Source organism: Actinosynnema sp. NPDC053489, from assembly GCF_044544865.1.
Classification (GTDB): domain Bacteria; phylum Actinomycetota; class Actinomycetes; order Mycobacteriales; family Pseudonocardiaceae; genus Actinosynnema.
The window spans coordinates 64344-87959 of sequence record NZ_JBITXT010000003.1 but is presented as its reverse complement, the minus strand read 5'-3'; the positions used below and the strand labels follow the sequence as shown (position 1 = coordinate 87959).

Here is a 23616-nt window from a genome sequence, read left to right as displayed (position 1 = left end):
ATCCGTTCGTGTGGGCATGGTGCGGATAATCCTGTGGCTGCTCGCGGCCTGGCTCGTGCTCACCGTCCTCGGCGCGGTCGTCAAGGGCCTCTTCTGGCTCGCGGTGATCGGCGGCGTGCTCTTCCTCGGCACGGCCGCGTACGGCGCCATCAAGAGCAACAAGCGCCCGAAGGGCATCAAGGGCCCCTGATCGCCGGACCCCCTCCGCTCCGCCTGGTTCAGGCGGAGCCGGCCGGGTCGCCCCGCCAGGTCCCGAGCACCTCCCGGGCGTGCCGCGGGCCCTGCCACAGCACCCCGGTCAGCCCCGCCGCGACCGCACCGGCCACGTTCTCCGGCCGGTCGTCGAAGAACGCGCAGTCGGCGGGGTCGGCACCGAGCCGCTCCGCCGGCACGGCGAAGATCCGCGGGTCCGGCTTGGCCACGCCCACGTCACCGGAGAACACCAGGTGCCGGAAGTGCCCGGCCCACGGCTCGCGCTCGGCGACCCGCGCCAGGGACGCCGGCGCGTTGGACAGCAGCGCCGGCGGCACGCCGGCCCCCGCCGGCTCCGCCACCAGCGCCACCGCCTCCGGCTCGAGCCGCGATCACCCCCGCACGTCGGCCTCGGTCAGCCGGCGCGACAGCTCCTCGTCCACCGGCACGCCGACCGCGTCGCCGACCGCGCGCCAGTACGCCAGGTCGGGCTGACCGGCGTCCTACGGCCGCCGGGCGGCCCAGTACGCGCGAGCGAAGTCCTCGACCGGCACCCCGAGCACCCCCGCCGGCGCGGGCATGACCCCGTTCGGCCTGCCGATCACCTCGCCGCAGTCGAACACCACCCAGCGCACGTCAGCTCGCCGACCCGATCCGCCGCAACGCCTCGGCCACGTCCTCCGCGCCCACGTCGCGGTGCAGCACGAACCGCACCTTGCCCGCCATCGGCCCGGCGAGCACGCCCAGGTGCCGCAGCCCCGCCAGCGTCACGTCCAGGTCGGGCACGCCGGCCAGCACGATGTTGGTCTCCGGCTCGTCGTCCACCTGCCAGCCCAGGTCGGCCAGGCCGCGGGCCAGCGCCCGGGCGTTGGCGTGGTCCCGCGCGAGGTCGTCGACGCGGTCCAGCGCGATCAGGCCCGCGGCGGCCAGCACGCCGCCCTGCCGGACCCCGCCGCCGAGCATCTTGCGCACCCGCCGCGCCTCCGCCACGAACGACGACGACCCGGCCACCACGGACCCGACCGGTGCGCCGAGCCCCTTCGACAGGCACACCTGCACGGTGTCCACCCCGACCGCCAGCGCCGCCGGCGGCAGCCCCAGCGCCACGGACGCGTTCCACAGCCGCGCCCCGTCGAGGTGCACCCGCAGGCCGGTCTCCCTGGCCGCCGAGACCAGCAGCGCGTGCTCGTCCGGCTGCGTCACGGCCCCGCCGGCCGCGTTGTGCGTGTTCTCCAGGCACAGCAGCGTCGTGCGCAGCGTGTAGTACGGCCCGGACGTGCCGGCCGCCGCGCGCACCGCGTCGGGCGTCGCCCGGCCGGGCCCGGCGTCGCACTCCAGCGGGTGCGGCATCCCGCCCGCGATCCACGCCGCCGTGCCCAGCTCGTTGTCGAGCACGTGCGCGCCGCGCGGCGCGAGGAACCGGTCGCCGGGCCGCAGGTGCACGGTCAGCGCGATCAGGTTGCCCATCGACCCCGACGGCACCCACAACGCCGCCTCCACCCCCAGGACCTGCGCCACCCGCTCCTCGAGCAGCCGCATGGTCGGGTCGTGGTCGAGCACGTCGTCGGCGACCTCGGCGCGGGACATGGCCAGTCTCATGGCCTCGTCCGGCCGGGTGACGGTGTCGGAGCGGAAGTCGAGCGGGGAGAACCGGGTCACGAACGGATCACATCACACCGGGCAAGCCCTGACCCGACCGCGTCGCCCGTACCACCATGGGGGTGACGCAAGTCTCGGCGCACCGGCGTGCAACCGTGGACCCCGCCGGTTCCGTCCGGTCAGTGCAAGCACGACGAGCGGAGAGAGTCCGCGTGGATCAGCGCGACGAGCAGGAGTTCGCGGAGTACTTCGTGGCTCGCCGGGAGGCCGTGCGCCGAACGGCGTTCCTGCTCTGTGGTGACTGGCACCGGGCGGACGACCTGGCGCAGACCGCGTTCGTCGCGTTGCACCGCAGGTGGCGCAAGGTCCGGGACAAGCAGGCCCTGGACGCCTACGTCCGCCGGACGCTGGTGCGCGCGGTGATCGACGAGTCGCGGCGGCCGTGGCGGCGGGAGCGCTTCGTGGACGAGGTCCCGGAGACGCCCTCGGGCGACGGCGAGGTCGCGGACTCGGTGGCCACGCGCGAGGCGCTGGTCGCCGGCCTGCGGCGGGTGCCGCCCCGGCAGCGGGCGGTGCTCGTGCTGAGGTTCCTGGAGGGCCTGGACGTCGCGGCGGCCGCCGAGGCGCTGGGCTGCTCCGAGGGGACCGTGAAGAGCCAGACCTCCCGGGGGCTGGAGGCCCTGCGCGAGGCGCTGGGCGACACGATCGACGACTTGCGGCCGGCGTCGTGAGCGGGAGGAGGAGGTAGGTGGACGAGCAGAGGCTCTCGGAGCTGTTCCGCGACGCGGCCCGTGACGCGCCGCCGCCGTCCTTCGACGTGGCCGCCGTGCGGTCGGCCTCGGCGCGGGCGACCGCGCGGCGCAGGTCGGCGATCGCGGCCGGTTCCGCGCTGGCGGTGGCGCTGGTCTTCGGCGGCCTGGTCGTGGGCTCGAACCTCGCGCGGGACCCCGGCGGTGATCTCGCCGCGGCGGGTTCCGCTCACGACGCCTCGTCCCCTAACGTCACACCTTTCAGCGCCGGCGAGCCGGAGATGATGCCGAAGGACGCATCGCCCGACCCCGGCGGTGAAATGCCCCTGAGCCTCCCCGATGACCCGTCTGCGCAGGGGGACGAGCCATCCGGGAGCGCCGACCGCCCGTCGGTCGGCAACGCCCAACGCGGGTGCGTTGAGGTGGACCGGGAGCTCGCCGTCGCCCTCGCCGACGAGCTCCCGGTCGCCAACGCCGACCAGGCGTCCGCCCCGCTCGGGTTCTGCCCGCCCGCCGAGCGCGGCGCGAGCCTGCCGGTGCGCGACGGCGACGTCCGCGGCACGGTGTCGGTGGTGGTCGCGCCGGTCGGGGCGGCTCCCGTGGTGCCCGACCCCGCGGACGCGTACGCCTCGGCGAAGACGTCCGCCGGCGAGGACCTGTTCGTGATCAGCCGGTCCGACGACGGCGGGGTGGACCCGTTCCAGGCGCAGCTGCCGGGGCTCGCGGCCAGGCTCGCCGCCCGGATCTGAGGCGCGGAGAGGCACGTCACCCCTTATTCTGGGACGTGCGTACCACTAAATTGGTACGCTTGTGCCAGATTGGGAGGTGGTCGTCATGGCGTGGGCCGTGCTCATCGTGTCCGGCTTCTTCGAGGCGGGTTGGGCCGTCGCGCTGAAGCTCTCCGACGGCTTCAGCAGGTTGTGGTGGACCGCGGCGTTCGCGGTGTGCGCGCTGATCAGCTTCGCCGGGCTGGCCTGGGCGATGAAGCAGCTCCCCGCGGGCACCGCGTACGCCGTGTGGACCGGCATCGGCGCGGCGCTGACCGCCGTGATCGGCATGATCTGGCTCGGCGACGGCGTCGGCACCGTCAAGCTGGTCTCCCTCGGCCTCATCGTCAGCGGTGTCATCGGCCTCAACCTGGCCGGTGGCGGGCACTAGTACCTTTCCTGCAATGACAGCCGCAACGCCGAAGGGCGAGCGCCGGCGCCAGGCGCTGGTCGAAGCCGCCGCGGGCCTCCTGGCCGACGGTGGCTTCGACGCGATCCGGCACCGCGCCGTCGCCGAGCGCGCGGGCCTGCCGCTGGCCTCCACCACGTACTACTTCGACTCGCTGGACGAGCTGGTCACCGCGGCCCTGGAGTTCCACGGCAACGCCGAGCTGGCCTACGGCAAGGCCAGGCTGGAGGAGCTGGACCCGCGCGAGTGCGGCGGGGACGCGTTCGTCGAGCTGGTGCTGGACCTGCTGCTGGGCCCGTCCGGCGACGGCGACGCCGAGGCCGTGCTGCTGCGCTACGAACGCCTCGTCGCCACCGGGCGGCGGCCCTACCTGCGACCGCTGATGCGGCGGATGTCTGGCGAGCTGCACTCTCTGCTGTTCGACATCTTCACCCGGGCGGGCCAACCGGTCGGCCGGGAACGCGTCGAGGAGCTGATCGCGCTGGTCGACGGCGCCGTGGTCAACGCGCTCATCGAGATCAGCCCGGATCCCAGGGCGGCGGCCCGCCGGATGCTGCGCAAGGCGATGCAACCCCGCTGATCCCCCGCGCGTGGAAGGGGTGGGGGCGCGGAAGGGGACCGGATCTCATGCGCAAGGCCGACGAGCAGGGCTTCCGCGACTTCGCGGTGGGCCACGCCGCTTCGTTGCGGCGCACCGCCTACCTGTTCTGCGGCGACTGGCACACGGCCGAGGACCTGATGCAGGCCAGCCTGCTCAAGCTCTACCAGGCGTGGCACCGCATCGAGTGGCGCGACAACGCCTCCGGGTACGCGCGCAAGGTGCTGCTGCGCACCTGGCTGGACGAGAAGCGGCGGCCGTGGCGGCGCGCCGAGCAGCGCGACGGCGAGGTGCCCGACGTCGCCGACGCGACCACCGACCCGGACCTGGCGGGCGAGCGGCTCTGGGCCCGCGACCTGGTGCACGCGGCGCTGCTGCGGGTGCCCCCGCGGCAGCGGGCCGTGCTGGTGCTGCGGTACTTCGAGGACCTGCCGGTGACCGAGGTGGCCCTGGCGATGGGGTGCACCGAGGGCACCGTGAAGAGCCAGACCGCCCGCGGGCTCGTGGCGCTGCGCGCGGCGGTCGAGCAGCTGGAGCGAGGGGCGGTGGTGGCGTCGTGAGCGAGGCGGAGCTCCGGGAAGGTCTGCGGGCCGCGGTCGGCGACGAGCCGCCGCTGGACTTCGACCCCGACGAGCTGATCCAACGGGCGCAGCACGTGCGCCGGAGGCGGCGCGCGCTGGTGACCGTGGCGGTGGTGACGGTGGTCCTGACCGGCACGGCGCTGACGCTGCCCGGCGTGCTCGACCGGCGGTCGACCGTCGACGCGGCGACCGGGTCCGTGCTGACGACCACGGCGTCGCCGCCGCTCGACCCCGGGTCGACCGCGCCGCCGCAGCCGCCGTCGGCGACCGTGGCGGCGCCACCCGCGACCGCACCGGCGTTCGCCTCGGACGACGCGGGGAACCACCTCACGGCGTACCTGGTCAAGCGGTTCCCCCAGGTCGCGCCCGAGGTGAAGGTGGTGCGCACCGACGCTGACCCGGTCACCGACCCGCCGCCGGGCCACCTCTACGCGACCGTGAGCTTCGTCGACGGCGTGGGCACCAGCAGGGTGACCGCGCGGATCGTCCCGCCCCGCGCCCGGATGACGACGGCCGAGTTCTGCGCCGACCTCACCTGCGACGATCCCGTGCGCCGGCCGGACGGCAGCTACCTGACCTCCGCGACCACCTCCGACCCCACGACCGCCACGCGGACCGTGGCGCACTTCCGCCTCGACGGCTCGGTCGTCGAGATCACCGCGCACGGCTACGAGCCCGAGGCGTCCGGCGTCGTGCCGACCGGGGTGTCGCTGACCACCTACCAGCTGGTCGAGCTGGCCACCGACCCGGCGCTGGTGGCGCCGTGACGCTCCCCGGCGTCCGGTCGCCCGTCCGGGCGAAATAAGCTGGTCACGTGACGGTCAAGCCCCGCATCGCCAATGCCCTCGCCGGTCGCTACGCCTCCACCGAGCTGGCCACGCTGTGGTCCGCCGAGCACAAGGTCGTGCTGGAGCGGCGGCTGTGGCTCGCCGTGCTGAAGGCCCAGGCCGAGCTGGGCGTGGCGGTGCCCGCCGAGGCCGTCGCGGACTACGAGCGGGTGGTGGAGCAGGTCGACCTCGCGTCCATCGCCGAGCGCGAGCGCGTCACCCGGCACGACGTGAAGGCCCGCATCGAGGAGTTCAACGCGCTCGCCGGGCACGAGCACGTGCACAAGGGCATGACCTCGCGCGACCTGACCGAGAACGTCGAGCAGCTGCAGGTGCTGCGGTCGCTGGAGCACGTGCGCGGCAAGACCGCCGCCGTCCTGGCGCGGCTGGCCCGCCGGGCCGCCGAGCACACCGACCTGGTGCTGGCGGGCCGGTCGCACAACGTCGCCGCCCAGGCCACCACGCTGGGCAAGCGCTTCGCCACGGCCGCGGACGAGCTGCTGGTGGCGTTCCGCCGGCTGGACGAGCTGATCGCCCGCTACCCGCTGCGCGGCGTCAAGGGCCCGGTCGGCACCGCCCAGGACATGCTCGACCTGCTCGACGGCGACCGGGACAAGCTGGTGGAGCTGGAGCGCGGGGTCGCGGGCCACCTGGGCTTCGCCACCGTGCTGACCAGCGTCGGCCAGGTCTACCCGCGGTCGCTGGACTTCGACGTGGTGTCCACCCTCGTGCAGCTGGCCGCCGGGCCGTCGTCGCTGGCCAAGACGATCCGGCTGATGGCGGGCCACGAGCTGGTCACCGAGGGCTTCAAGGCGGGTCAGGTCGGCTCCAGCGCGATGCCGCACAAGATGAACACCCGGTCGTGCGAGCGGGTCAACGGCTTCGCGGTGGTCCTGCGCGGCTACCTGTCGATGGTGGGCGAGCTGGCGGGCGACCAGTGGAACGAGGGCGACGTGTCGTGCTCGGTGGTGCGCCGGGTCGCGCTGCCGGACGCGTTCTTCGCGTTCGACGGGCTGCTGGAGACGTTCCTCACGGTGCTGGACGAGTTCGGCGCGTACCCGGCGGTCGTGGCCCGCGAGCTGGACCGCTACCTGCCGTTCCTGGCCACGACGAAGGTGCTGATGGCGGCGGTGCGCGCGGGCGTGGGCCGGGAGACCGCGCACGAGGTGATCAAGGAGCACGCCGTCGCCGTGGCGCTGGCGATGCGCGAGGAGGGCCTGGCCGGGAACGACCTGCTGGACCGCCTGGCCGCCGACGACCGCCTGCCGCTGGACCGGGCCGCCCTGGACGCCCTGCTGGCCGACCGCCTGTCGTTCACCGGCGTGGCCGAGCAGCAGGTGGCCGACGTGGTGCGGCAGGTGGAGGACGTGCTGGCGGAGTTCCCGGCCGCGGCCGGCTACGTCCCCGAACCGATCCTCTGACCGACCGCCGGGGATCAGGACGCGAACGACCGACTTCCGGTCGACCGAGCCGCCGGCCGCGGAGCAGCGGCCGTCAAGCCCTGTCCCAGACCAGCCGGCCGCGGCGGGTCCGTTCGCAGACCAGGTCGCGGCCCGCGGGGTCGACCGCCTTCGCGCCCTGCTGCTCGCACGGGAAGCCCTCCAGCGCCACCTCGTCGAACCGCGGCGGGGTGGTCGTCGTCTCGACCGGCGGCTGCGGTTGCGGCGGTGCCGCCGGCGGGGGCGCCGGCGGCGGTGGTTCGGTCGTGTCGGCGACCGTCGGTGGCGGCGGTGGCGTGGTGGTGGTGGTCGGCGCCGGCTGCACGGAGATGTTCGCGACGGCCGGGACCGAGGTCACCGGCGCGGAACTGGAGATCGTCGGGAGCACCACCGGCTCCGGGCTCGCCGACGGCTTCGCGCAGGCGCTCGAGAGCAGCAGCAGGAGCAGCCCGCCGCTCGCCGCGACGGGCGCCGCAAATGCCTTCCGAGGGACCACGCCAAGCAGAGTAGGGGTCACTCGTCCGATACCCCAAGTGGCGTCTGCCGTGCGGCCTAAAGGCGGCCCGCCTCGATGATCCGCCGGAGGAACTGCCGGGTGCGCGGGTGGGTCGGCTCGCCGAGCACCTGCTCCGGCGGCCCGGACTCGACCAGCCGGCCCCCGTCGAGGAACACCACCCGGTCGGCGACCTGGCGGGCGAACCCCATCTCGTGCGTCGCCATCAGGATCGTCCGCCCGCTCGTCGCCAGCTCCCTGACCAGCGCCAGCACCTCGCCGACCAGCTCCGGGTCCAACGCGCTGGTGATCTCGTCGAACAGCAGCAGCCGCGGCGAGTAGGCCAGCGCCCGCGCGATCGCCACCCGCTGCTGCTGCCCGCCGGACAACCGCTCGGGGTAGCTGCGCGCGCGGTCGGCGAGGCCCACCCGGTCGAGCAGGTCGAGGGCGTCGCGCTCGGCCCGCTCGCGGGGCACGCCGTGCACCACCCGCGGCGCGAGGGTGACGTTGTCCAGCACGCTCATGTGCGGGAACAGGTTGAACGCCTGGAACACCACGCCCATGCCGCGCCGGGCCACGTCGGCGTCCACCCGCGGGTCGGACACGTCCACGCCGTCGAGCAGCACCTGGCCGTCGTCCAGCTCCTCCAGCAGGTTGACGCACCGCAGCAGGGTCGACTTGCCCGACCCCGACGACCCGATCACGGTCACCACCTCGTGCTCCCGCACGTCGAGGCTGATCCCGTCCAGCACGGTGCGGTCGCCGTACCGCTTGACCACGCCCCGCACGCTGAGCACCGGCTCGGTCATCGGCCCCCCTGACGGCGTTCCAGCCGGCGGCCCAGGGCGTCGGCGCACCGCGCCGTGGGCGCCGCGAGCAGCACGAACAGCAGCCCGGCCACCACGTACGGGGTGAAGTTGAACGACCGGGCCTGCTCGATCTGCGCGGCCCGCACCGCGTCCACCGCGCCCAGCACGGAGATCAGCCCGCAGTCCTTCTGCAGCGCCACGAAGTCGTTGAGCAGCGCGGGCATCACCCGCCGCACGGCCTGCGGCAACACGACCAGCCGCAGCGTCCTGCGCGGGCCGAGGCCGAGCGAGCGGGCGGCCGCGACCTGCGACGGGTGGACCGACTCGATGCCGGCGCGGAACACCTCGGCCACGTACGCGGTGTAGGTCAGCACCAGCGCCAGCCCGCCGAGCACGACGAAGTCGTTGGGCACCCCGGTCAGCCGCAGCGCAGGCAGGCCGAATCCCACCAGGTACAGCAGGATGATCAGCGGCAGGCCGCGGAACAGGTCCACGTACACCGTGGCCAGCGCCCGCAGCGGGAACCACACCGGGCCGCGCACCGTCCGCAGCGCCGCCACCACCAGCGCGAGCACCAGGATCAGCGCCCCGCACACCACGAGCACCCGCAGGTTCAGCCAGAGCCCCTCCAGGATCGCGGGCAGCGAGCGCCACGCGACCTCCACGTCGAAGAACGACCGCCGCACGCGCGGCCAGCCCGGGGCGCGGGCGACGGTGACCCCGACGGCGACGGCGAACACGGCGGTCGACAGCAGGGCGACCAGGGTGGACCGCCGCGAGCGGGAGCGCCGGTAGGCCAGGCGCTCCCGCTGCAGCTCGCTCGTCACTTCAGCTCGGGTGCGGTGCCCGCGGCCGACAGCCATTCCCGCTCGATCCCGGCCAGCGTGCCCTTGGCGCGCAGGTTCTCCACCGCCGTCGAGACGCAGGCGGTCAGCGGGCTGCCTTTGTCCAGCACGATGCCGAACTGCTCGGGCTTGCCGTCGCCGGCCGGGACCTGGCCGACGATCAGCCCGTCGGTCAGCTCCGCGGACGTGATGAAGAACGCCGTCGGCAGGTCCACGACCAGCGCGTCGATCTGCCCGGCGCGCAGCGCGGCCTTGGCGTCGTCGTTGGTGTTGTAGACCGCCACGTCCTGCTCGGGCTGCAACCGCTCGGCGGCGTCGAAGCTCGTCGTGCCCACCTGCGCGCCGATCTTGACCTGCTTCAGCTCGGCCAGCGTCTTCACCGCCGCCGCCTTGGACGACTTCAGCGTGATCACGGCCTGGTCCACGTCGTAGTACGGCGCGGAGAAGTCGACGGCCTGCCTGCGCTCGTCGGTGATGGAGAACTCGTTCAGGTCCATGTCGTAGGTCTTCTTGCCCGGCTGGATGGCCGCGTTGAACGGCACCCGCGTCCACACCACGTCGCCCTTGGCGTAGCCCAGCTCCTCGGCGAGCGCGTAGGCCACCGCGGACTCGAAGCCCTTGCCGTTGGCCGGCTCGTCGTCGACGAACCACGGCTCGTAGGCGGGCTGGTCCGTGCCGAAGGTGATCTTGCCCGGGGTCAGGGTGGGCAGCTTGTCCTTCGTGCAGGTCACGCCGTCCACCTGGTTCGTGGGCGGCGCGGTCTGGTCCGCGGGGGCGCAGGCGACCGCGAGGGCGGCGGTCGCGGCGACGAGCAGGAGTCCGGGTGCGCGCATGGGTGAATCTTGCCGCAGGTGGGAAGGGCCGCCCATGAGCTGGGACAAGTAGGCTTCGGCGGTGCCCAAGCTCGCCGACTACCGGCAGATCGCCGCCGGCAAGGTCCGCCACGTCCACGAGGTGGACGACGACCTGCTGCTGTTCGTGGCGTCCGACCGGATCTCCGCCTTCGACCACGTGCTGACCACCCCGATCCCCGACAAGGGCCGGGTCCTCACCGCGATGAGCGTGTTCTGGTTCGAGCGGTTCGCGGACTCGACGCCCAACCACCTGGTCGCGTGGGACGACCCGCGCATCCCCGCCGAGGTGCGCGGCCGGGCGCTGCTGGTGCGGCGGTTGGAGATGGTCCAGGTCGAGTGCGTGGCGCGCGGCTACCTGACCGGGTCGGGCATGGCCGAGTACCGGCGGACCGGATCGGTGTGCGGGGTGGGGCTGCCGCCGGGGCTGGTGGAGGCGTCCGAGCTGGTGCCGCCGATCTTCACCCCGGCGACCAAGGCCGAACTGGGCGCGCACGACGAGAACGTGCCGTTCGAGCACGTCGAGGCGCAGGTCGGGGCGGAGCTGGCCGGCCGGCTGCGCGACGTCACGCTGGAGGTGTACGGCGCGGCGCGCGAGTACGCCCGGTCCCGCGGCGTGATCCTGGCGGACACCAAGTTCGAGTTCGGGCTGGACCGCTCCGGCGCGCTGGTGCTCGGTGACGAGGTGCTGACGCCCGACTCGTCGCGCTACTGGCCGCTGGACGGCTACGAGCCGGGTCGCGTGCAGCCGTCGTTCGACAAGCAGTACGTGCGCGACTGGCTGACCTCGCCCGCCTCCGGCTGGGACCGGGCCTCCGACACCCCTCCGCCGCCGCTGCCCGACGACGTGGTGGCCGCGACCCGCGCGCGGTACGTGGAGGCGTACGAGCGGATCACCGGGCGCTCCTTCGCCGACTGGCCCAGCCCGGAATAGTTCGCCGAGTCCGCACCCGGGCGTCACCTCGTCTTGGAGCGGCCGACACGCCGGTGGTGCCCACTGGGGGCATGGTCGCCGAACTCGTGGTTTCGCTGTCCGGCGTCGGACCGAGCACGCTCGCCCGGTGCGCCGACCTCGCCGACGAACTGGACCGGCGGCGGGTGCCGATGTCGTTGCTGCTCACGCCCCGCAAGGCGGTGCCCGGTCCGGCGCTGGACTGGGTGCGCGGGCGGGTGGCCGCCGGTGACGCGCTGGTCCTGCACGGCTTCGACCACCAGCCGGACCCGACGCACCGGCCCGTGTCGCTGCGCCGGCGCGCCGAGTTCTCCGCGCTGCCCGCGCACGAGGCCGGGCTGCGGCTGGTCGCCGCGCGGGCCGCGCTGGAGCGGTTGGGGCTGGCCACGGACCTGTTCGCGCCGCCGTCCTGGCTCGCCTCGCCGGGCACGGTGGTCGCGCTGCGCCGGCACCGGTTCGCGGTGTGCGCCGACATGGCGGGCGTGCGCGACCTGCGCACCGGCGAGGTGCGGACGGGTCGGGTGCGGATGGTCCAGGAGCACTGGGGCTACCTGCTCGGCATCGCCCGGGCGGCCCGGCGCGGCGCGTTCGTGCGGATCGGCGTGGACGCGGCGGACCTGGACCGGCTCGGGCCGCGCGAGGCGCTGCTGGAGGCCGTCGACCTCGCCCTGCACCACGGCGCGTCGCCCGCGACCTACAGCTCGACCGCCTCGCCGCGCGGCAGCACGACCACCTCGACGCCCTCGGGCGCGGTGCCGGCCAGCACGCGGTAGAAGATCTCGGTCCGCGCCAGGATCGCCTCGTGGATCGGCACCGCCTTGCGCGGGCCGACCGCGGCGAGGAAGTCCGCCGCCTCGGAGACCTTCAGCCACGGCGCGGCGACGGGCAGGCCGAGGACGTCGACGCGCTGCCCGGGCACGGTCAGGGAGTCGCCGGGGTGGTAGAACGCGCCGTGGTCGACCAGGTAGCCGACGTTCACCGGCAGCTCGACCTGCGGGTGGATGACCTCGTGCGGCGCGTCGAGGACGTGCACCGCGGACCCGCCGAACTCCAGCGCGTCACCGGGTGCGACCCGCTCGGCACCGTCCAGCTCGAACGGGGCGACCAGGCGCGCTCCCGGGTTGGCGGCGCGGAGCGCGGGCAGCTTGTCGTGGTCGACGTGGTCGGGGTGCCCGTGCGTGATCAGGATCGCGTCCAGCCCCTCCACCCGCTCGAACCCGGAGGAGTAGACGCCGGGGTCGAACAGCAGCCGGGCCGCGCCCGTGTCCACCAGCAGGCACGAGTGCCCGAAGTGCGCGATCAGCATGAGCGCTCCTCTCGTCTCCGCCCGGCCGCTCACGCCACGTCGCGCAGCAGGGCGTCCTCCGCCTCCGGCGGCAGTCCCGCGCGCCGCGGGCGGTCCGGGCCCAGCGCGCGTTCGTGCGCCAACGCGTCCAGCGCCGTCTCGGCCGTGGGCCGCACCCGCAGGCCCGCGGCCAACGCCGGACCGGCGTCGCGGAACATCATCGCCCGGTGGGTCGGCGGCAGCCACAGGGGCAGGGACCTCGGGCCGACCCACGGCTCCACCCCGTGCCGCTGGAGGACGGCCTCGGGCACGCGCACCAGCACCGTGCCCGGTGGCGCGACCGCGCCCGCGATCTCACCCAGAACCAGCGACAGCGGGTTCGCGGGCCCCACCGCGTCGAACGTGCCCGTGGTGCGCCGCTCGGCCGCGTCCACGACCCAGGCGGCGAGGTCGCGCACGTCGACGTGCTGCACGGGCTGGTCGGGCGCGTCGGGGACGGCGACGCGCCCACCGCGGGACAGCCGGTTGGGCCAGTACCCGAACCGGTCGGTGGGGTCGCCGGGCCCGTTGATCAGGCCGGCCCGGACGATGAACGCGCGGTCGCCCACGGCGTCCAGGACGGCGTGCTCGGAGGCCACCTTGACCGCGCCGTAGCGCTCGGGGGTCATCGGCGCGGCGGGGTCGTCCTCCACCGGGTCGAGCGTGGCCGTGCCGCCGGGCGTCGAGTGGTCGGCGTAGACGGAGGCGCTGGAGACGAACGTCCAGTGGTCCGCGGTCACGGCGGCGAGCGCCCGGCGGACCCAGGTGACCGACATCCTGGCCACGTCCACCACCGCGTCGAAGTGCCGTCCCGCCAGCGGCCCGAGGTCGACGTCCCGGTCGACGGGCACCAGCACGGCACCCCCGGGCACGGCCCCGGACTCACCGCGGGCCGCGCAGACCACCTCGTGCCCCCGCCGCACCGCCTCGGCGGCCGTCGCCTTGCCGAGGAACACCGTCCCACCGAGCACCAGGATGCGCATGATCCCCACCCTGCGTCCGCGAACCCCACCCCGCCACCGCGTCAGCCGACGGCGAACGGCTCGCCTTGGCCGGTGGTCCCGCCGGTCGGGGCGAACGCACGTTCGGGCGGAGTCGTTCCAGCGGGCCCGCGCGCGTGCCGATACCCGGCCGTGAGCGTGCACGCATTCGTCGACGAGTCCCGTCGGAACGACACGTACTACCTGGCGGCGGCCGTCATCCACCCCAGGGACCTCAAGCGCCTGCGGTCGGCGTTGCGCGGCCTGCTGTTCCCAGGTCAGCGGGAGCTGCACTTCTACGACGAGAAGCAGTCCCGCCGCAGGCTGCTGCTGTCGAAGCTGGCCGACAGCGGAGCACGGGTCGACGTCTACCGGGCGAGCTGCGCCCGGGGCGAGGAACGCGCCCGCCAGGAGTGCGTGGCGAGGTTGGTCGACGACCTGCTCGACCTCGGGGGGCACCGCCTGGTCTTCGACAGCCGCCAGAACCGCGACGTCTTCGACGTGCGCACGGTCCGGGGTGTGCTCGGCAAGCGCCCCGGTGAGAGCCCGCTCGTCTACGAGCACGTCGACAGCGTCGACGAGCCCCTGCTCTGGTTGGCCGACATCGCCGTCTGGTGCCACGGCGCCGGCGGCGACTGGGCCCGGCGGGCGGTACCGCTGATCGGCTCGGTGATCAGGCTCGACTGGCCGTAGACGCGCGAAACGCGGCCGCCCAACCGTCCGGGAGGGGGACCGCGTTCACTTCCTCGGCTTACGGGCCTCGGCTGCGATCAGATTAGCAGGATCCGACCCCCCGGCGCCCTCTCACGATCGGGTGATACCAGGTGAACGTGTGCCCCCCACCACGTGCGAAGTTGATGAACACACAGGTCAGGTAGGCTTTGGCGGTACCGCCAGCCCTCCTACCTTGGAGCAGCCTGTCGTGGCCCGAGTCGTCGTCGACGTCATGCCGAAGCCCGAAATCCTCGACCCGCAAGGACAGGCGGTGGCCAACGCGCTGCCCCGTCTCGGGTTCGACGGGATCACCACTGTCCGCCAGGGCAAGCACTTCGAGCTGGAGGTCGCCGACGACGTCGACGACGCCACGCTCGCCAAGATCGCCGAGACGTTCCTCGCCAACCCGGTGATCGAGGACTGGGTCGTGAGGCGGGTCGAGGCATGAGGGTCGGGGTCATCACGTTCCCCGGCACGCTGGACGACGTCGACGCGGAGCGCGCGGTCCGGTACGCGGGCGGGGAGGCGGTCAAGCTCTGGCACGCCGACCACGACCTCAAGGGCGTCGACGCGGTCATCGTGCCCGGTGGGTTCTCCTACGGCGACTACCTGCGCTGCGGTGCGATCGCCCGCTTCGCGCCCGTCATGACCGAGGTCGTCGACGCGGCCAAGAAGGGCATGCCGGTCCTGGGCATCTGCAACGGCTTCCAGATCCTCTGCGAGGCGCACCTGCTGCCCGGCGCGCTCGTCCGCAACCACAAGCTGCACTTCGTGTGCCGCGACCAGTGGCTCAAGGTCGAGAACAACGGCACCGCGTGGACCACCCGGTACGACCGCGGCGCGGAGATCCTCGTGCCGCTGAAGTCCGGCGAGGGCGGCTACCAGGCCGACCAATCCACCCTGGACGAGCTGGAGGGCGAGGGCCGCGTGGTGTTCCGCTACGTCGGCGAGAACCCCAACGGCTCGCGCAACGACATCGCGGGCATCACCAGCGCCAACGGCCGGGTCGTCGGCCTCATGCCGCACCCCGAGCACGCGATCGACGCCCTGACCGGCCCGACCGACGACGGCCTGGGCATGTTCCTCTCCCTCGTCGACTCGGTGGTGGGCGTCTGATGGCCGTCGACACCGTCAAGAACGCGGAGAGCACGCCCGACCAGGAGCAGCCCTACAAGGAGCTGGGCCTGAAGGACGACGAGTACGCCCGCATCAAGGACATCCTGGGCCGCCGCCCCACGGACGCCGAGCTGGCCATGTACTCGGTGATGTGGAGCGAGCACTGCTCCTACAAGTCGTCCAAGGTGCACCTGAAGTACTTCTCCGAGACGACCACCGACGAGATGCGCGCGAAGATGCTCGCGGGCATCGGCGAGAACGCGGGCGTGGTCGACATCGGCGACGGCTGGGCGATCACGTTCAAGGCCGAGAGCCACAACCACCCGTCCTACGTCGAGCCGTACCAGGGCGCGGCGACGGGCGTGGGCGGCATCGTGCGCGACATCCTGGCCATGGGCGCGCGCCCGCTGGCCGTGATGGACCCGCTGCGGTTCGGCCCGGCCGACGCGCCGGACACGCGCCGGGTGCTGCCGGGCATCGTGGCCGGCGTCGGCGGGTACGGCAACTGCCTCGGCCTGCCCAACATCGGCGGCGAGGTCGTGTTCGACGCGAGCTACGCGGGCAACCCGCTGGTCAACGCCCTGTGCGTGGGCGCGATGCGGGTCGAGGACCTGCACCTGGCGCACGCCTCGGGCACCGGCAACAAGGTCGTCCTGTTCGGCGCGCGCACCGGCCTGGACGGCATCGGCGGCGTGTCCGTGCTGGCCAGCGAGACGTTCGACGACTCGGCGGGCAAGCGCAAGAAGCTGCCGAGCGTGCAGGTGGGCGACCCGTTCACCGAGAAGGTGCTGATCGAGTGCTGCCTGGAGCTGTTCGCCGAGCGCATCGTCGTCGGCATCCAGGACCTGGGCGGCGCGGGCCTGGCCTGCGCGACGTCGGAGCTGGCCAGCGCCGGTGACGGCGGCATGCACGTCTACCTGGACCGGGTGCCGCTGCGCGCGTCGGGCATGACCCCGGCGGAGATCCTGTCCAGCGAGTCGCAGGAGCGCATGTGCGCGGTCGTGCGGCCCGAGGACCTGGACGCCTTCATGGCGGTCTGCGCGAAGTGGGACGTGATCGCGACCGAGATCGGCGAGGTCACCGAGGGCGACCGGCTCGTCATCACCTGGCACGGCGAGGTCGTGCTGGACGTGCCGCCGCGCACCGTGGCGCACGAGGGCCCGGTGTACGAGCGGCCGATCGAGCGCCCGGCCGACCAGGACGCGGTGCAGGCCGACACCCCCGACCGGCTGCCGAAGCCGGCCGAGGGCGAGCTGCTGGAGCTGGTCAAGACGATGGCCGCGTCGCCGAACCTGGCGTCGAAGCGGTGGGTCACCCAGCAGTACGACCGGTACGTGCGCGGTGGCACGGTGCTCGCGCAGCCCGCCGACTCGGGCATGATCCGCATCGACGAGTCGACCCACCGGGGCGTGGCGCTGTCCACGGACTGCAACGGCCGCTACGCCAGGCTGGACCCGTACGCGGGTGCGCAGCTCGCGCTCGCCGAGGCGTACCGCAACGTGGCCACGACGGGCGCGACGCCGGTCGCGGTGACGAACTGCCTGAACTTCGGCTCGCCGGAGGACCCGGCGGTGATGTGGCAGTTCGAGCAGGCCGTGAAGGGCCTCGCCGACGGGTGCGCCGAGCTGGGCATCCCGGTGACCGGCGGCAACGTCAGCTTCTACAACCAGACCGGTTCGACGGCGATCCTGCCGACGCCGGTGGTGGGCGTGCTGGGCGTGATCGACGACGTGCGCCGGCGCATCCCGACCGGGATCGGCGCGGAGGCGGGCGAGACGCTGCTGCTGCTGGGCGAGACGCGGGCGGAGTTCGGCGGCTCGGAGTGGGCGCACGTCGTGCACGGGCACCTGGGCGGCCTGCCGCCGCGGGTGGACCTGGCGCGGGAGAAGCTGCTGGGCGAGGTGCTGGTGGCGGGTTCGCGCGACGGCATGGTGTCCGCGGCGCACGACCTGTCCGACGGCGGCCTGGCGCAGGCGCTGGTGGAGACGTGCCTGATCGGCGAGGTCGGCGCCCGGGTGTTCCTGGAGGGCGACCTGTTCACCGAGCTGTTCAGCGAGTCGACGGCCCGCGTGCTGGTGGCCGTGCCGCGCACGGAGGAGCTGCGGTTCACCGACATGTGCACGGCGCGCGGCCTGCCGTGGCGCAAGGTCGGCGTGGTGGACCCGGAGTCCGGCGCGCTGGAGGTCCAGGGGCTGGGTTCGCTGCCGCTGGCCGAGCTGCGCGAGGCGTGGGAGGGCACCCTCCCCGCGCTGTTCGACTGACGCCGCCGTTCGACTGACGCGGTGGGCGGCCGGGGCGCGTTCCCCGGCCGCCCACCCGGCGGTCAGCCGTTGGCGAGCGCCTGGAGCCGGTCGTACGCGCCGTTGAACTGGTTCTGGTCGATCGGCGAGGACGAGTACTGCCAGATCGTGTAGATCGGCCACGCGTACGGCAGCGAGCCGACGGTGGAGGAGTAGCGGGCGACCCACAGCGGGTTGGTCGAGCTGAAGTCGCCGTTCACGCACTGGCTCCACCAGCTGGTGGAGGTGTAGATGACGGGCCAGCGGCCGGTGCGGGCCTGGTAGCGGTCGCTGAACGACTTGATCCACGCCGTCATGCTCGACTGGGACAGGCCGTAGCACGTGGAGCCGTACGGGTTGTACTCCATGTCGAGCGCGCCGGGCAGCGTCTTGCCGTCGCGGGACCAGCCGCCGCCGTTGTTGACGAAGTAGTCGGCCTGGGTGGCGCCGGTCGACTTGTCCGGCAGCGCGAAGTGGTACGCGCCGCGGATCATGCCGACGTTGTAGGACCCGTTGTACTGCTGGGCGAAGTACGGGTTGCGGTAGGTGGTGCTCTCGGTCGCCTTGACGTAGGCGAACCGCTTGCCCTGGCCCCACCAGTAGTTCCAGTCGACGTTGCCCTGGTGCCCGCTGACGTCGATGCCGTACACGACGGCCTGGGCGCTCGGGTCGGTCGGGATGGCGATGCGCCGGTCGCCGCCGCCCTCGTGCTTGGCGATCTGCGAACCCATGGCGTGGTCCTCGGCGACCGGGGACGGCGCGTTCTGGGACGGCGCGGTCTGGGACGGGGCGGCTTGGGCGGTCGCCGCCAGGCCGAGCACGGCCAGCGCGACGCCGGTCACGAGGGCGGTGGCGGAGCGTGCGAGGTTGTTCATCGGGGACTCCTTGAGCCAGTGCAGGGGGGTTGACTCGTTGGGCAGTGTCCTGCACCTCTAACCACTTCACCAAGCTTCGTGTTAATTAGTCACGAAAACGGAGCAACGCGTCATCTCCGCGCAACCCTGCGCGACCGCGCGGTGCTGCCGTCGAGGTGGTGGGTGGTCGGGTGGGAGTCCCGGACCCCGCCGCGTGTCGCCCGGCGGTGGCGGCGCCCCGGCGACCGGCGCGGGGACGGTCGCCCGCGTGATCGCTCCGGCACTCGGTCGGGTGGTCACGGCGCGCGAGCGGGTGCGTGTCGCCATCGACGCCCCATTCGGTCGGCGGTGCTGGTACGTCCCGCCTGAATCGTCCGGCCGGACGCACCCCGCCGCATCCTCAGGGTGTCACCCGTCCAGGCGCTTCAGCTCCTCCTCCGACAACCGCAGGTGCACCGCGTCGGCCGAGTCGGCGATGCTCGCCGGCCGCGACGAGCCGGGGATCGGCACGACCTGCGGCGCCTTGGCGAGCATCCACGCCAGGCACACCTGCTGCGGGCTGACCCCGTGCGCCCGCGCGACCTCGGCGAACGCGCCGAACCGCTCGCCCAGCCGACCGGCCTCGCTCATGCCGCCGAGCGGGCTCCACGGCAGGAACGCGATGTCCAGCTCGGCGCACAGCTCCAGCTCCGGCTCGCTGGAGCGGAACGCCGGCGAGAACTGGTTCTGCACGCTCGCCAGCCGGCCGCCGAGGACCTCGTCGGCCTCCCGGATCTGCACCGGGTTGAAGTTCGACACCCCGGCCAGCCTGATCTTGCCCTCGTCCAGCAGCTCGGCGAGCGCGCCGACGGACTCCGCGGTCGGCACGGCCGGGTCCGGCCGGTGGAACTGGTAGAGGCCGATGGCGTCCACGCCGAGCCGGCGCAGCGACGCCTCGCACGCCGACTTCAGGTACTCGGGCCGCCCGTTGAGGCCCCAGCCGCCGCCCGGGGTGCGGGTGTGGCCGCCCTTGGTGGCGACCAGGACGCCGTCGACGCCCTTGAGCGCCTCGGCGACCAGCTCCTCGTTGTGCCCGAAGTCGCCGTCGTCCGCGGAGTACGCGTCGGCGGTGTCGATGAGCGTCACGCCCCGGTCCAGCGCGGTGCGGATGGTCTCGACCGCCTGGGCCCGGTCGGGCCGGCCCTCGAGCGACATCGGCATCGCGCCCAGGCCGATGGCGCCGACCTCGACCCCTCCGATCCGGCGAGTCAGCATCTTGACGTCCTTCCGTCGGTCGCGGTTGTGCGCCACCAGCTTGCGCGGTAGGCATTAAGCTGTCCAACAGAAGAAGCTGATGCCATTCAGCAGTACGGGTGATGAATCGTGGAACTCCGCCAGCTCGAGTACTTCGTGGCCGTGGCCGAGGAGTGCCACTTCACCCGGGCCGCCCGGCGCATGCACGTCGCCCAGTCGGGTCTTTCCGCGTCGATCCGGGCGCTGGAGGTCGAGCTGGGCGCGCCGCTGTTCGTGCGCAGCACCCGCCAGGTCGAGCTGACCCAGGCCGGGCGCGCGCTGCTGGTCGAGGCACGGCGCGTGCTGGGCACGATCGACGCGGCCCGGGACGCGGTGGCCGCGGTGCAGGGGCTGCTGCGCGGCTCGCTGGCCGTCGGCAGCATCCAGTGCCTGCACGCCGTGCACCTGCCCGCCGTGCTGGCCCGGTTCCACGAGCTGCACCCCGGCGTCGAGCTGCGGTTGCGCCAGGCGGGCTCGGCCGAGCTGGTGGACCTCGTGCGCGCCGGCCGGCTCGACCTCGCGTTCGTCACCCCCGGCGGCGCGGGTGACGACCTGAAGGTTTCGACGCTGTCGACCGAGCCGCTGGTCCTGGCGTGCGCGCCGGAGCTGCCGCTCGCCGAGCGGGAGTCGGTGCGGCTCGCCGAGCTGGCCGGTCAGGCGTTCGTGGACTTCAACCCCGGCTGGGGCACGCGCGACGAGGTGGACCGCGCGCTGGCCACCGCGGGCGTGGACCGCAGGGTCGCGGTCGAGGTCAACGACGTGCACTCGCTGCTCGACTTCGTCGGCTTCGACCTCGGGGTGGCGCTGGTGCCGGCGTCGTTCGCGGCCAAGCGGACCCGCGCCCGGTTCGTGGAGCTGGTCGACGCGCCGACCGTCGAGACCGCCGTGGTGTCCGCGCCCGCGGTGAGCGCCGCCGCGTCAGTCCTGCTGGACATGGTCCTGGAGGCCGGCGGGGGGCTGCCCGTCGCCGGTTAGCCGCAGGCCGCCCGGGTCGGCGCGCAGCGCGGTGCCCCGCTGCACCTCCAGCGCGCCGACCTGGTCGGCCGGCGGTCGCGCCGGGGGGTGCAGGAACGTGCCCACCCGCGCGCCGGTGACGTCCAGCCGGGCGCGGAAGTCGGCGTCCTGGAACGAGATCCCGCCGTCGAACCGCGCCCCGCGGAAGTCGACCCGGCCGTGGAACGTGGCGCCGGAGAACAGCGCGGGCTTGACCAGCTCCACCTCGCGGAACGCGGTGATGCCGTAGAACTCGGCGCGCCGGGCGACCAGCCTGCCGAACCGGCGGCCCTCCAGCCGGAAGTGCACGAGCTTCGCCCCGGTGAGGTCGAGCTGGTACGCCGCGTCCGGCGCCTGGCCCCAGGGCACCAGGTCGGTGACGAGCCGCTGCGCGGTCATCCGCACGGTCATCTCGCGGTCCTGCTCGGGGTCCACCTCGCGCTCCCGGCCGGTGAACGCCTGCTCCGGGTCCTCCGGCAGCGCGCGCAGGGCCGCGTGCTCGAACGGCCGCCGCAGGTACGCGCACAGCACGTTCAGCACCGTCTGCCGGTACCGGGGCGTGCTGCGCGCCAGGTCCGCGAGCACGTGCATCGCACCGGCCCTGACCTGGTCGGCCTCGTGGCCCAGCAGCTCGACCGCCCGCGCGAACCGCTCGTCGGCGACCTTCTCGCCCTCCAGCTCGTGCCGCGCCTCCTCGGTGCGCCGCCGCCGGTCGTTGAGCCACAGCGCGTACAGCGCCACGACCGCGCCGCCCGCCAGGCCGCCCGTCTTGACCGCCTCCGCCTTCGGCTGCTTCGGGTCCAGCAGGAGCAGCACGGCGGTCGTCGCCACCGTGACGACGACGGCGGCGACCACGCTGGCCACCAGCAACCCGCGTCCGCGCACGTCAGACCTCCACCCGTCCGAGCCCGTCGGCGTCGCGGCGGACCACCCAGCCCCCGGGCAGGGCGTTGTCGTGGTCGAGGGACACCCGCGGACCCGCGCCGAGCAGCTCCACCGGTGTCGCCGTTCTCAGGTCGAGGCCGCCGGTGAACCGCGCGTCGGCGAAGTCGGCGGGCCCGGCGAACTCGCAGCCCTCGAAGGTCACCGGGCCGGTGAACGACGACTCGGCGAACTTGGTCGGGCCGAGGAACCTGGTGGCGCGGAAGTCGGTCGTCCGCTCGCAGGCGAACCGGCTGAACCAGGCGCCGCCGCGGAACACCACGTGGTGCAGGTGCAGCCGCCCGGAGCTGGCCGAGGCGGTGAAGTAGGCGTCGCCGTGCACCTCGGTGTGGTGCAGCGAGTTGGACTCCGCCAGGGTGGTCGAGCGCATCAGCAACCGGCCGACCTGCCGCTGCGACAGGTCGAAGTACTCCAGGTAGGCCCTGGTCAGGTCGAGGTCGTAGCGCGGGGCACCCTCGACGCCGGCCCGCGGGAGCAGGTCGGCGACCAGCCGCTGCGCGGTGAGCCGGACCTCCAGCTCGCGCTCGTCGCCATCCCGCTCGAACGGCCGCCGCAGGTAGGCGCACAGCACGTCGAGCACGGTCTGGGTGTACTCGGGGCGCGACCGGGCCAGGCCCGCGAGGGCGTGCATCGCGCCGACCCGGACCTGCTCCGCGTCGTGACCGAGCAGTTCCACCGACCGGGCGAACCTCTCGTCGGCGACCCGCGACCGGTCGTGTTCGGCCTTCGCGTGCTCCAGGTCCTTCCGCTCGGTCTCGACCCGCTGCCGCTCCTCGTCCGTGCGCCGCCGCCGGTCGTTCAGCCACAGCGCGTACAGGGCCACCACGGAGCCGCCCGCGAGGCCACCAGTCTTGATCGCCTCGTGCTTCGGCCCGGCCGCGTCCACGGCGAACAACCACCCGGTGACCAGCAGGAACGCGCCCGCGGCCCCGAGCACGACCGGCATGACCACGCCGCGCCCGCGGCGGTGCGCGAGCAGCAGCCAGCCCGACGCCACCACCGAGACGACCGCGCCGGCGATCCACAGGTACCCCACGAGGGCGTCATTCTTCCCGGTGATCAGTTCGGCGGTGGGCGATTGAAGAACTCGCACCGACCGACGGTGTGCCAACTCACCGGGTTGGCCCATGATGTGGGTGTCACCACAACGGTGAGAACACGAGCACGTTCGAGGAGAGATCGCGTGGACGGCGTGGAGCGGCCCACCTGGGCGCCGGGTGACATCGACCTGGCGCGCCCGAGCATCGCGCGGGTCTACGACTACTGGCTGGGCGGCGCGCACAACTTCGCCGTCGACCGGGCCGTGGCCGACAAGGTCCTCGCCGACGTGCCCATCATCCGGGGCATCGTGCTCAACCACCGGGCGTTCCTGCGGCGCGCCGTGCGGTTCATGCTGTCGCGGGGCATCCGCCAGTTCCTCGACCTGGGCTCCGGCATCCCCACGGTCGGCAACGTGCACGAGATCGCCCAGGCCGCCGACCCGTCCGCCCGCGTCGTGTACGTCGACATGGACGCCGTGGCGGTCGCCCACAGCCGGGCCATCCTCACCGGCAACGAGCTGGTCAACGTGCTGCAGACCGACGTGCGCGACGCCAAGGAGGTGCTCACCTCGCCGGAGGTGCGCGGCCTGCTCGACTTCGACCAGCCGATCGGCGTGCTGATGATCGCGCTGCTGCACTTCGTGCCCGACTCGGAGGACCCCCGCGGGATCGTCGCAGACTACCGCGACGCGCTGCCCGACGGCAGCCACCTGGCCATCTCGCACGCCGGCTTCGAGGAGGGCGAGTGGGACCCGGCCTGGGACGACGCCAGGAGCGTCTACAACCGGGGCGTCAGCGAGATGTGCTTCCGGTCCCGCCGCGAGGTCGAGGTCATGTTCGAGGGCTTCGACCTGGTCGAGCCGGGCGTGGCGCGGCTGCCGCTGTGGCGGCCGGAGTCGCCCGACGACGTGGACGAGGACGCGGCGCACTTCATCAGCTTCGGCGGCGTCGGGCGGAAGCGCTGATGAGCGCCGGGCCGGGTTGTCGACCT

General features: G+C 73.5%; 29 protein-coding genes. 16 read left to right on the top strand and 13 right to left on the bottom strand.

The window, feature by feature from the left end; genetic code table 11:
- Positions 1–16 precede the first annotated feature (16 nt).
- A complete protein-coding gene (locus ACIGNX_RS06990) occupies positions 17–190 on the top strand; it encodes a hypothetical protein (protein WP_396537197.1) in 174 nt (57 codons plus the stop codon).
- A gap of 28 nt (positions 191–218) precedes the next feature.
- Here the strand turns inward: ACIGNX_RS06990 and ACIGNX_RS06985 are convergent, their stop codons facing one another.
- The 3 genes from ACIGNX_RS06985 to ACIGNX_RS06975 all read right to left on the bottom strand — a co-directional run bounded on the left by ACIGNX_RS06985 (position 219) and on the right by ACIGNX_RS06975 (position 1851).
- The gene (locus ACIGNX_RS06985; RefSeq protein ID WP_396537195.1) at positions 219–563 is read right to left on the bottom strand and encodes an HAD-IA family hydrolase; all 345 of its coding nucleotides are present in this window, start codon (positions 561–563) and stop codon (positions 219–221) included.
- 132 nt (positions 564–695) lie between these two features.
- A complete protein-coding gene (locus tag ACIGNX_RS06980) occupies positions 696–827 on the bottom strand; it encodes a hypothetical protein (RefSeq protein WP_396537193.1) in 132 nt (43 codons plus the stop codon).
- Between the two features lies 1 nt (position 828).
- Positions 829–1851, bottom strand: a complete 1023-nt coding sequence (locus tag ACIGNX_RS06975) for a threonine aldolase family protein (RefSeq protein ID WP_396537191.1) — start codon at positions 1849–1851, stop codon at positions 829–831.
- Positions 1852–2003: 152 nt separating this feature from the next.
- Here ACIGNX_RS06975 and ACIGNX_RS06970 point away from each other — a divergent pair, with 152 nt between their 5' ends.
- The 7 genes from ACIGNX_RS06970 to purB all read left to right on the top strand — a co-directional run bounded on the left by ACIGNX_RS06970 (position 2004) and on the right by purB (position 7143).
- A complete protein-coding gene (locus tag ACIGNX_RS06970; protein ID WP_396537189.1) occupies positions 2004–2522 on the top strand; it encodes a SigE family RNA polymerase sigma factor in 519 nt (172 codons plus the stop codon).
- A 17-nt stretch (positions 2523–2539) separates the two neighbouring features.
- Complete coding sequence (locus tag ACIGNX_RS06965; RefSeq protein WP_396537187.1) at positions 2540–3289, top strand: hypothetical protein; 750 nt, start codon at positions 2540–2542, stop codon at positions 3287–3289.
- An 85-nt stretch (positions 3290–3374) separates the two neighbouring features.
- Complete coding sequence (locus ACIGNX_RS06960; protein ID WP_396537185.1) at positions 3375–3698, top strand: DMT family transporter; 324 nt, start codon at positions 3375–3377, stop codon at positions 3696–3698.
- A 13-nt stretch (positions 3699–3711) separates the two neighbouring features.
- On the top strand, positions 3712–4296 hold the full coding sequence (locus tag ACIGNX_RS06955; RefSeq protein WP_396537183.1) for a TetR/AcrR family transcriptional regulator: 585 nt from the start codon (positions 3712–3714) through the stop codon (positions 4294–4296).
- A 47-nt stretch (positions 4297–4343) separates the two neighbouring features.
- A complete protein-coding gene (locus ACIGNX_RS06950; RefSeq protein WP_396537181.1) occupies positions 4344–4874 on the top strand; it encodes an RNA polymerase sigma factor in 531 nt (176 codons plus the stop codon).
- The gene (locus tag ACIGNX_RS06945) at positions 4871–5662 is read left to right on the top strand and encodes a hypothetical protein (RefSeq protein ID WP_396537179.1); all 792 of its coding nucleotides are present in this window, start codon (positions 4871–4873) and stop codon (positions 5660–5662) included. The genes ACIGNX_RS06950 and ACIGNX_RS06945 overlap by 4 nt, the downstream gene beginning before the upstream one ends.
- Positions 5663–5709: 47 nt before the next feature.
- Positions 5710–7143, top strand: a complete 1434-nt coding sequence (purB, locus tag ACIGNX_RS06940) for an adenylosuccinate lyase (RefSeq protein WP_396537177.1) — start codon at positions 5710–5712, stop codon at positions 7141–7143.
- Between the two features lie 73 nt (positions 7144–7216).
- On the opposite strand, the gene ACIGNX_RS06935 is transcribed toward purB, so the two are convergent.
- From ACIGNX_RS06935 to ACIGNX_RS06920, 4 genes are read right to left on the bottom strand one after another with little or no spacing between them, the layout of a single operon-like run.
- Complete coding sequence (locus ACIGNX_RS06935; RefSeq protein ID WP_396537175.1) at positions 7217–7657, bottom strand: hypothetical protein; 441 nt, start codon at positions 7655–7657, stop codon at positions 7217–7219.
- Positions 7658–7713: 56 nt separating this feature from the next.
- The gene (locus ACIGNX_RS06930) at positions 7714–8463 is read right to left on the bottom strand and encodes an amino acid ABC transporter ATP-binding protein (RefSeq protein WP_396537173.1); all 750 of its coding nucleotides are present in this window, start codon (positions 8461–8463) and stop codon (positions 7714–7716) included.
- Complete coding sequence (locus ACIGNX_RS06925) at positions 8460–9290, bottom strand: amino acid ABC transporter permease (protein ID WP_396537171.1); 831 nt, start codon at positions 9288–9290, stop codon at positions 8460–8462. The genes ACIGNX_RS06930 and ACIGNX_RS06925 overlap by 4 nt, the downstream gene beginning before the upstream one ends.
- Positions 9287–10141 carry an ABC transporter substrate-binding protein gene (locus ACIGNX_RS06920; RefSeq protein ID WP_396537169.1) on the bottom strand — a complete coding sequence of 285 codons (855 nt, stop codon included), beginning with the start codon at positions 10139–10141 and terminating at the stop codon, positions 9287–9289. Before ACIGNX_RS06920 ends, ACIGNX_RS06925 begins: the two co-directional genes overlap by 4 nt.
- A 61-nt stretch (positions 10142–10202) precedes the next feature.
- Here ACIGNX_RS06920 and ACIGNX_RS06915 point away from each other — a divergent pair, with 61 nt between their 5' ends.
- Positions 10203–11093: a phosphoribosylaminoimidazolesuccinocarboxamide synthase gene (locus tag ACIGNX_RS06915; protein WP_396537167.1), complete on the top strand. Its 891-nt coding sequence runs from the start codon at positions 10203–10205 to the stop codon at positions 11091–11093.
- 71 nt (positions 11094–11164) lie between these two features.
- A complete protein-coding gene (locus tag ACIGNX_RS06910; protein ID WP_396537165.1) occupies positions 11165–11884 on the top strand; it encodes a DUF2334 domain-containing protein in 720 nt (239 codons plus the stop codon).
- Here the strand turns inward: ACIGNX_RS06910 and ACIGNX_RS06905 are convergent.
- Together ACIGNX_RS06905 and ACIGNX_RS06900 are read right to left on the bottom strand one after the other, a co-directional pair.
- Positions 11806–12417: an MBL fold metallo-hydrolase gene (locus ACIGNX_RS06905; RefSeq protein WP_396537163.1), complete on the bottom strand. Its 612-nt coding sequence runs from the start codon at positions 12415–12417 to the stop codon at positions 11806–11808. The two genes, ACIGNX_RS06910 and ACIGNX_RS06905, sit on opposite strands and share 79 nt — an antisense overlap.
- Positions 12418–12446: 29 nt before the next feature.
- Positions 12447–13418: an NAD-dependent epimerase/dehydratase family protein gene (locus ACIGNX_RS06900; protein WP_396537161.1), complete on the bottom strand. Its 972-nt coding sequence runs from the start codon at positions 13416–13418 to the stop codon at positions 12447–12449.
- A 150-nt stretch (positions 13419–13568) separates the two neighbouring features.
- On the opposite strand from ACIGNX_RS06900, the gene ACIGNX_RS06895 reads away from it, so the two are divergent.
- The 4 genes from ACIGNX_RS06895 to purL all read left to right on the top strand — a co-directional run bounded on the left by ACIGNX_RS06895 (position 13569) and on the right by purL (position 17506).
- The gene (locus ACIGNX_RS06895) at positions 13569–14108 is read left to right on the top strand and encodes a DUF3800 domain-containing protein (protein WP_396537159.1); all 540 of its coding nucleotides are present in this window, start codon (positions 13569–13571) and stop codon (positions 14106–14108) included.
- A gap of 229 nt (positions 14109–14337) precedes the next feature.
- Positions 14338–14577, top strand: coding sequence for a phosphoribosylformylglycinamidine synthase subunit PurS (purS, locus tag ACIGNX_RS06890; RefSeq protein ID WP_306743917.1), 240 nt, complete (start codon positions 14338–14340; stop codon positions 14575–14577).
- Positions 14574–15245 (top strand): phosphoribosylformylglycinamidine synthase subunit PurQ, encoded by a 672-nt coding sequence (purQ, locus tag ACIGNX_RS06885; protein ID WP_396537157.1) that lies wholly within the window; start codon positions 14574–14576, stop codon positions 15243–15245. Before purS ends, purQ begins: the two co-directional genes overlap by 4 nt.
- On the top strand, positions 15245–17506 hold the full coding sequence (purL, locus tag ACIGNX_RS06880; protein WP_396537155.1) for a phosphoribosylformylglycinamidine synthase subunit PurL: 2262 nt from the start codon (positions 15245–15247) through the stop codon (positions 17504–17506). Before purQ ends, purL begins: the two co-directional genes overlap by 1 nt.
- Before the next feature lie 62 nt (positions 17507–17568).
- On the opposite strand, the gene ACIGNX_RS06875 is transcribed toward purL, so the two are convergent.
- Positions 17569–18399 carry a GH25 family lysozyme gene (locus ACIGNX_RS06875; protein WP_396537153.1) on the bottom strand — a complete coding sequence of 277 codons (831 nt, stop codon included), beginning with the start codon at positions 18397–18399 and terminating at the stop codon, positions 17569–17571.
- Positions 18400–18786: 387 nt separating this feature from the next.
- The gene (locus tag ACIGNX_RS06870) at positions 18787–19632 is read right to left on the bottom strand and encodes an aldo/keto reductase (protein WP_396537151.1); all 846 of its coding nucleotides are present in this window, start codon (positions 19630–19632) and stop codon (positions 18787–18789) included.
- A 108-nt stretch (positions 19633–19740) separates the two neighbouring features.
- On the opposite strand from ACIGNX_RS06870, the gene ACIGNX_RS06865 reads away from it, so the two are divergent.
- The gene (locus ACIGNX_RS06865; RefSeq protein ID WP_396537149.1) at positions 19741–20625 is read left to right on the top strand and encodes a LysR family transcriptional regulator; all 885 of its coding nucleotides are present in this window, start codon (positions 19741–19743) and stop codon (positions 20623–20625) included.
- On the opposite strand, the gene ACIGNX_RS06860 is transcribed toward ACIGNX_RS06865, so the two are convergent.
- Positions 20569–21528: a pentapeptide repeat-containing protein gene (locus ACIGNX_RS06860; protein WP_396537147.1), complete on the bottom strand. Its 960-nt coding sequence runs from the start codon at positions 21526–21528 to the stop codon at positions 20569–20571. The two genes, ACIGNX_RS06865 and ACIGNX_RS06860, sit on opposite strands and share 57 nt — an antisense overlap.
- A 1-nt stretch (position 21529) precedes the next feature.
- On the bottom strand, positions 21530–22678 hold the full coding sequence (locus tag ACIGNX_RS06855) for a pentapeptide repeat-containing protein (protein ID WP_396537145.1): 1149 nt from the start codon (positions 22676–22678) through the stop codon (positions 21530–21532).
- Positions 22679–22768: 90 nt separating this feature from the next.
- Here ACIGNX_RS06855 and ACIGNX_RS06850 point away from each other — a divergent pair, with 90 nt between their 5' ends.
- Entirely contained in the window at positions 22769–23590 is an 822-nt protein-coding gene (locus tag ACIGNX_RS06850; RefSeq protein WP_396537143.1) for an SAM-dependent methyltransferase, read from the top strand.
- Positions 23591–23616 lie beyond the last annotated feature (26 nt).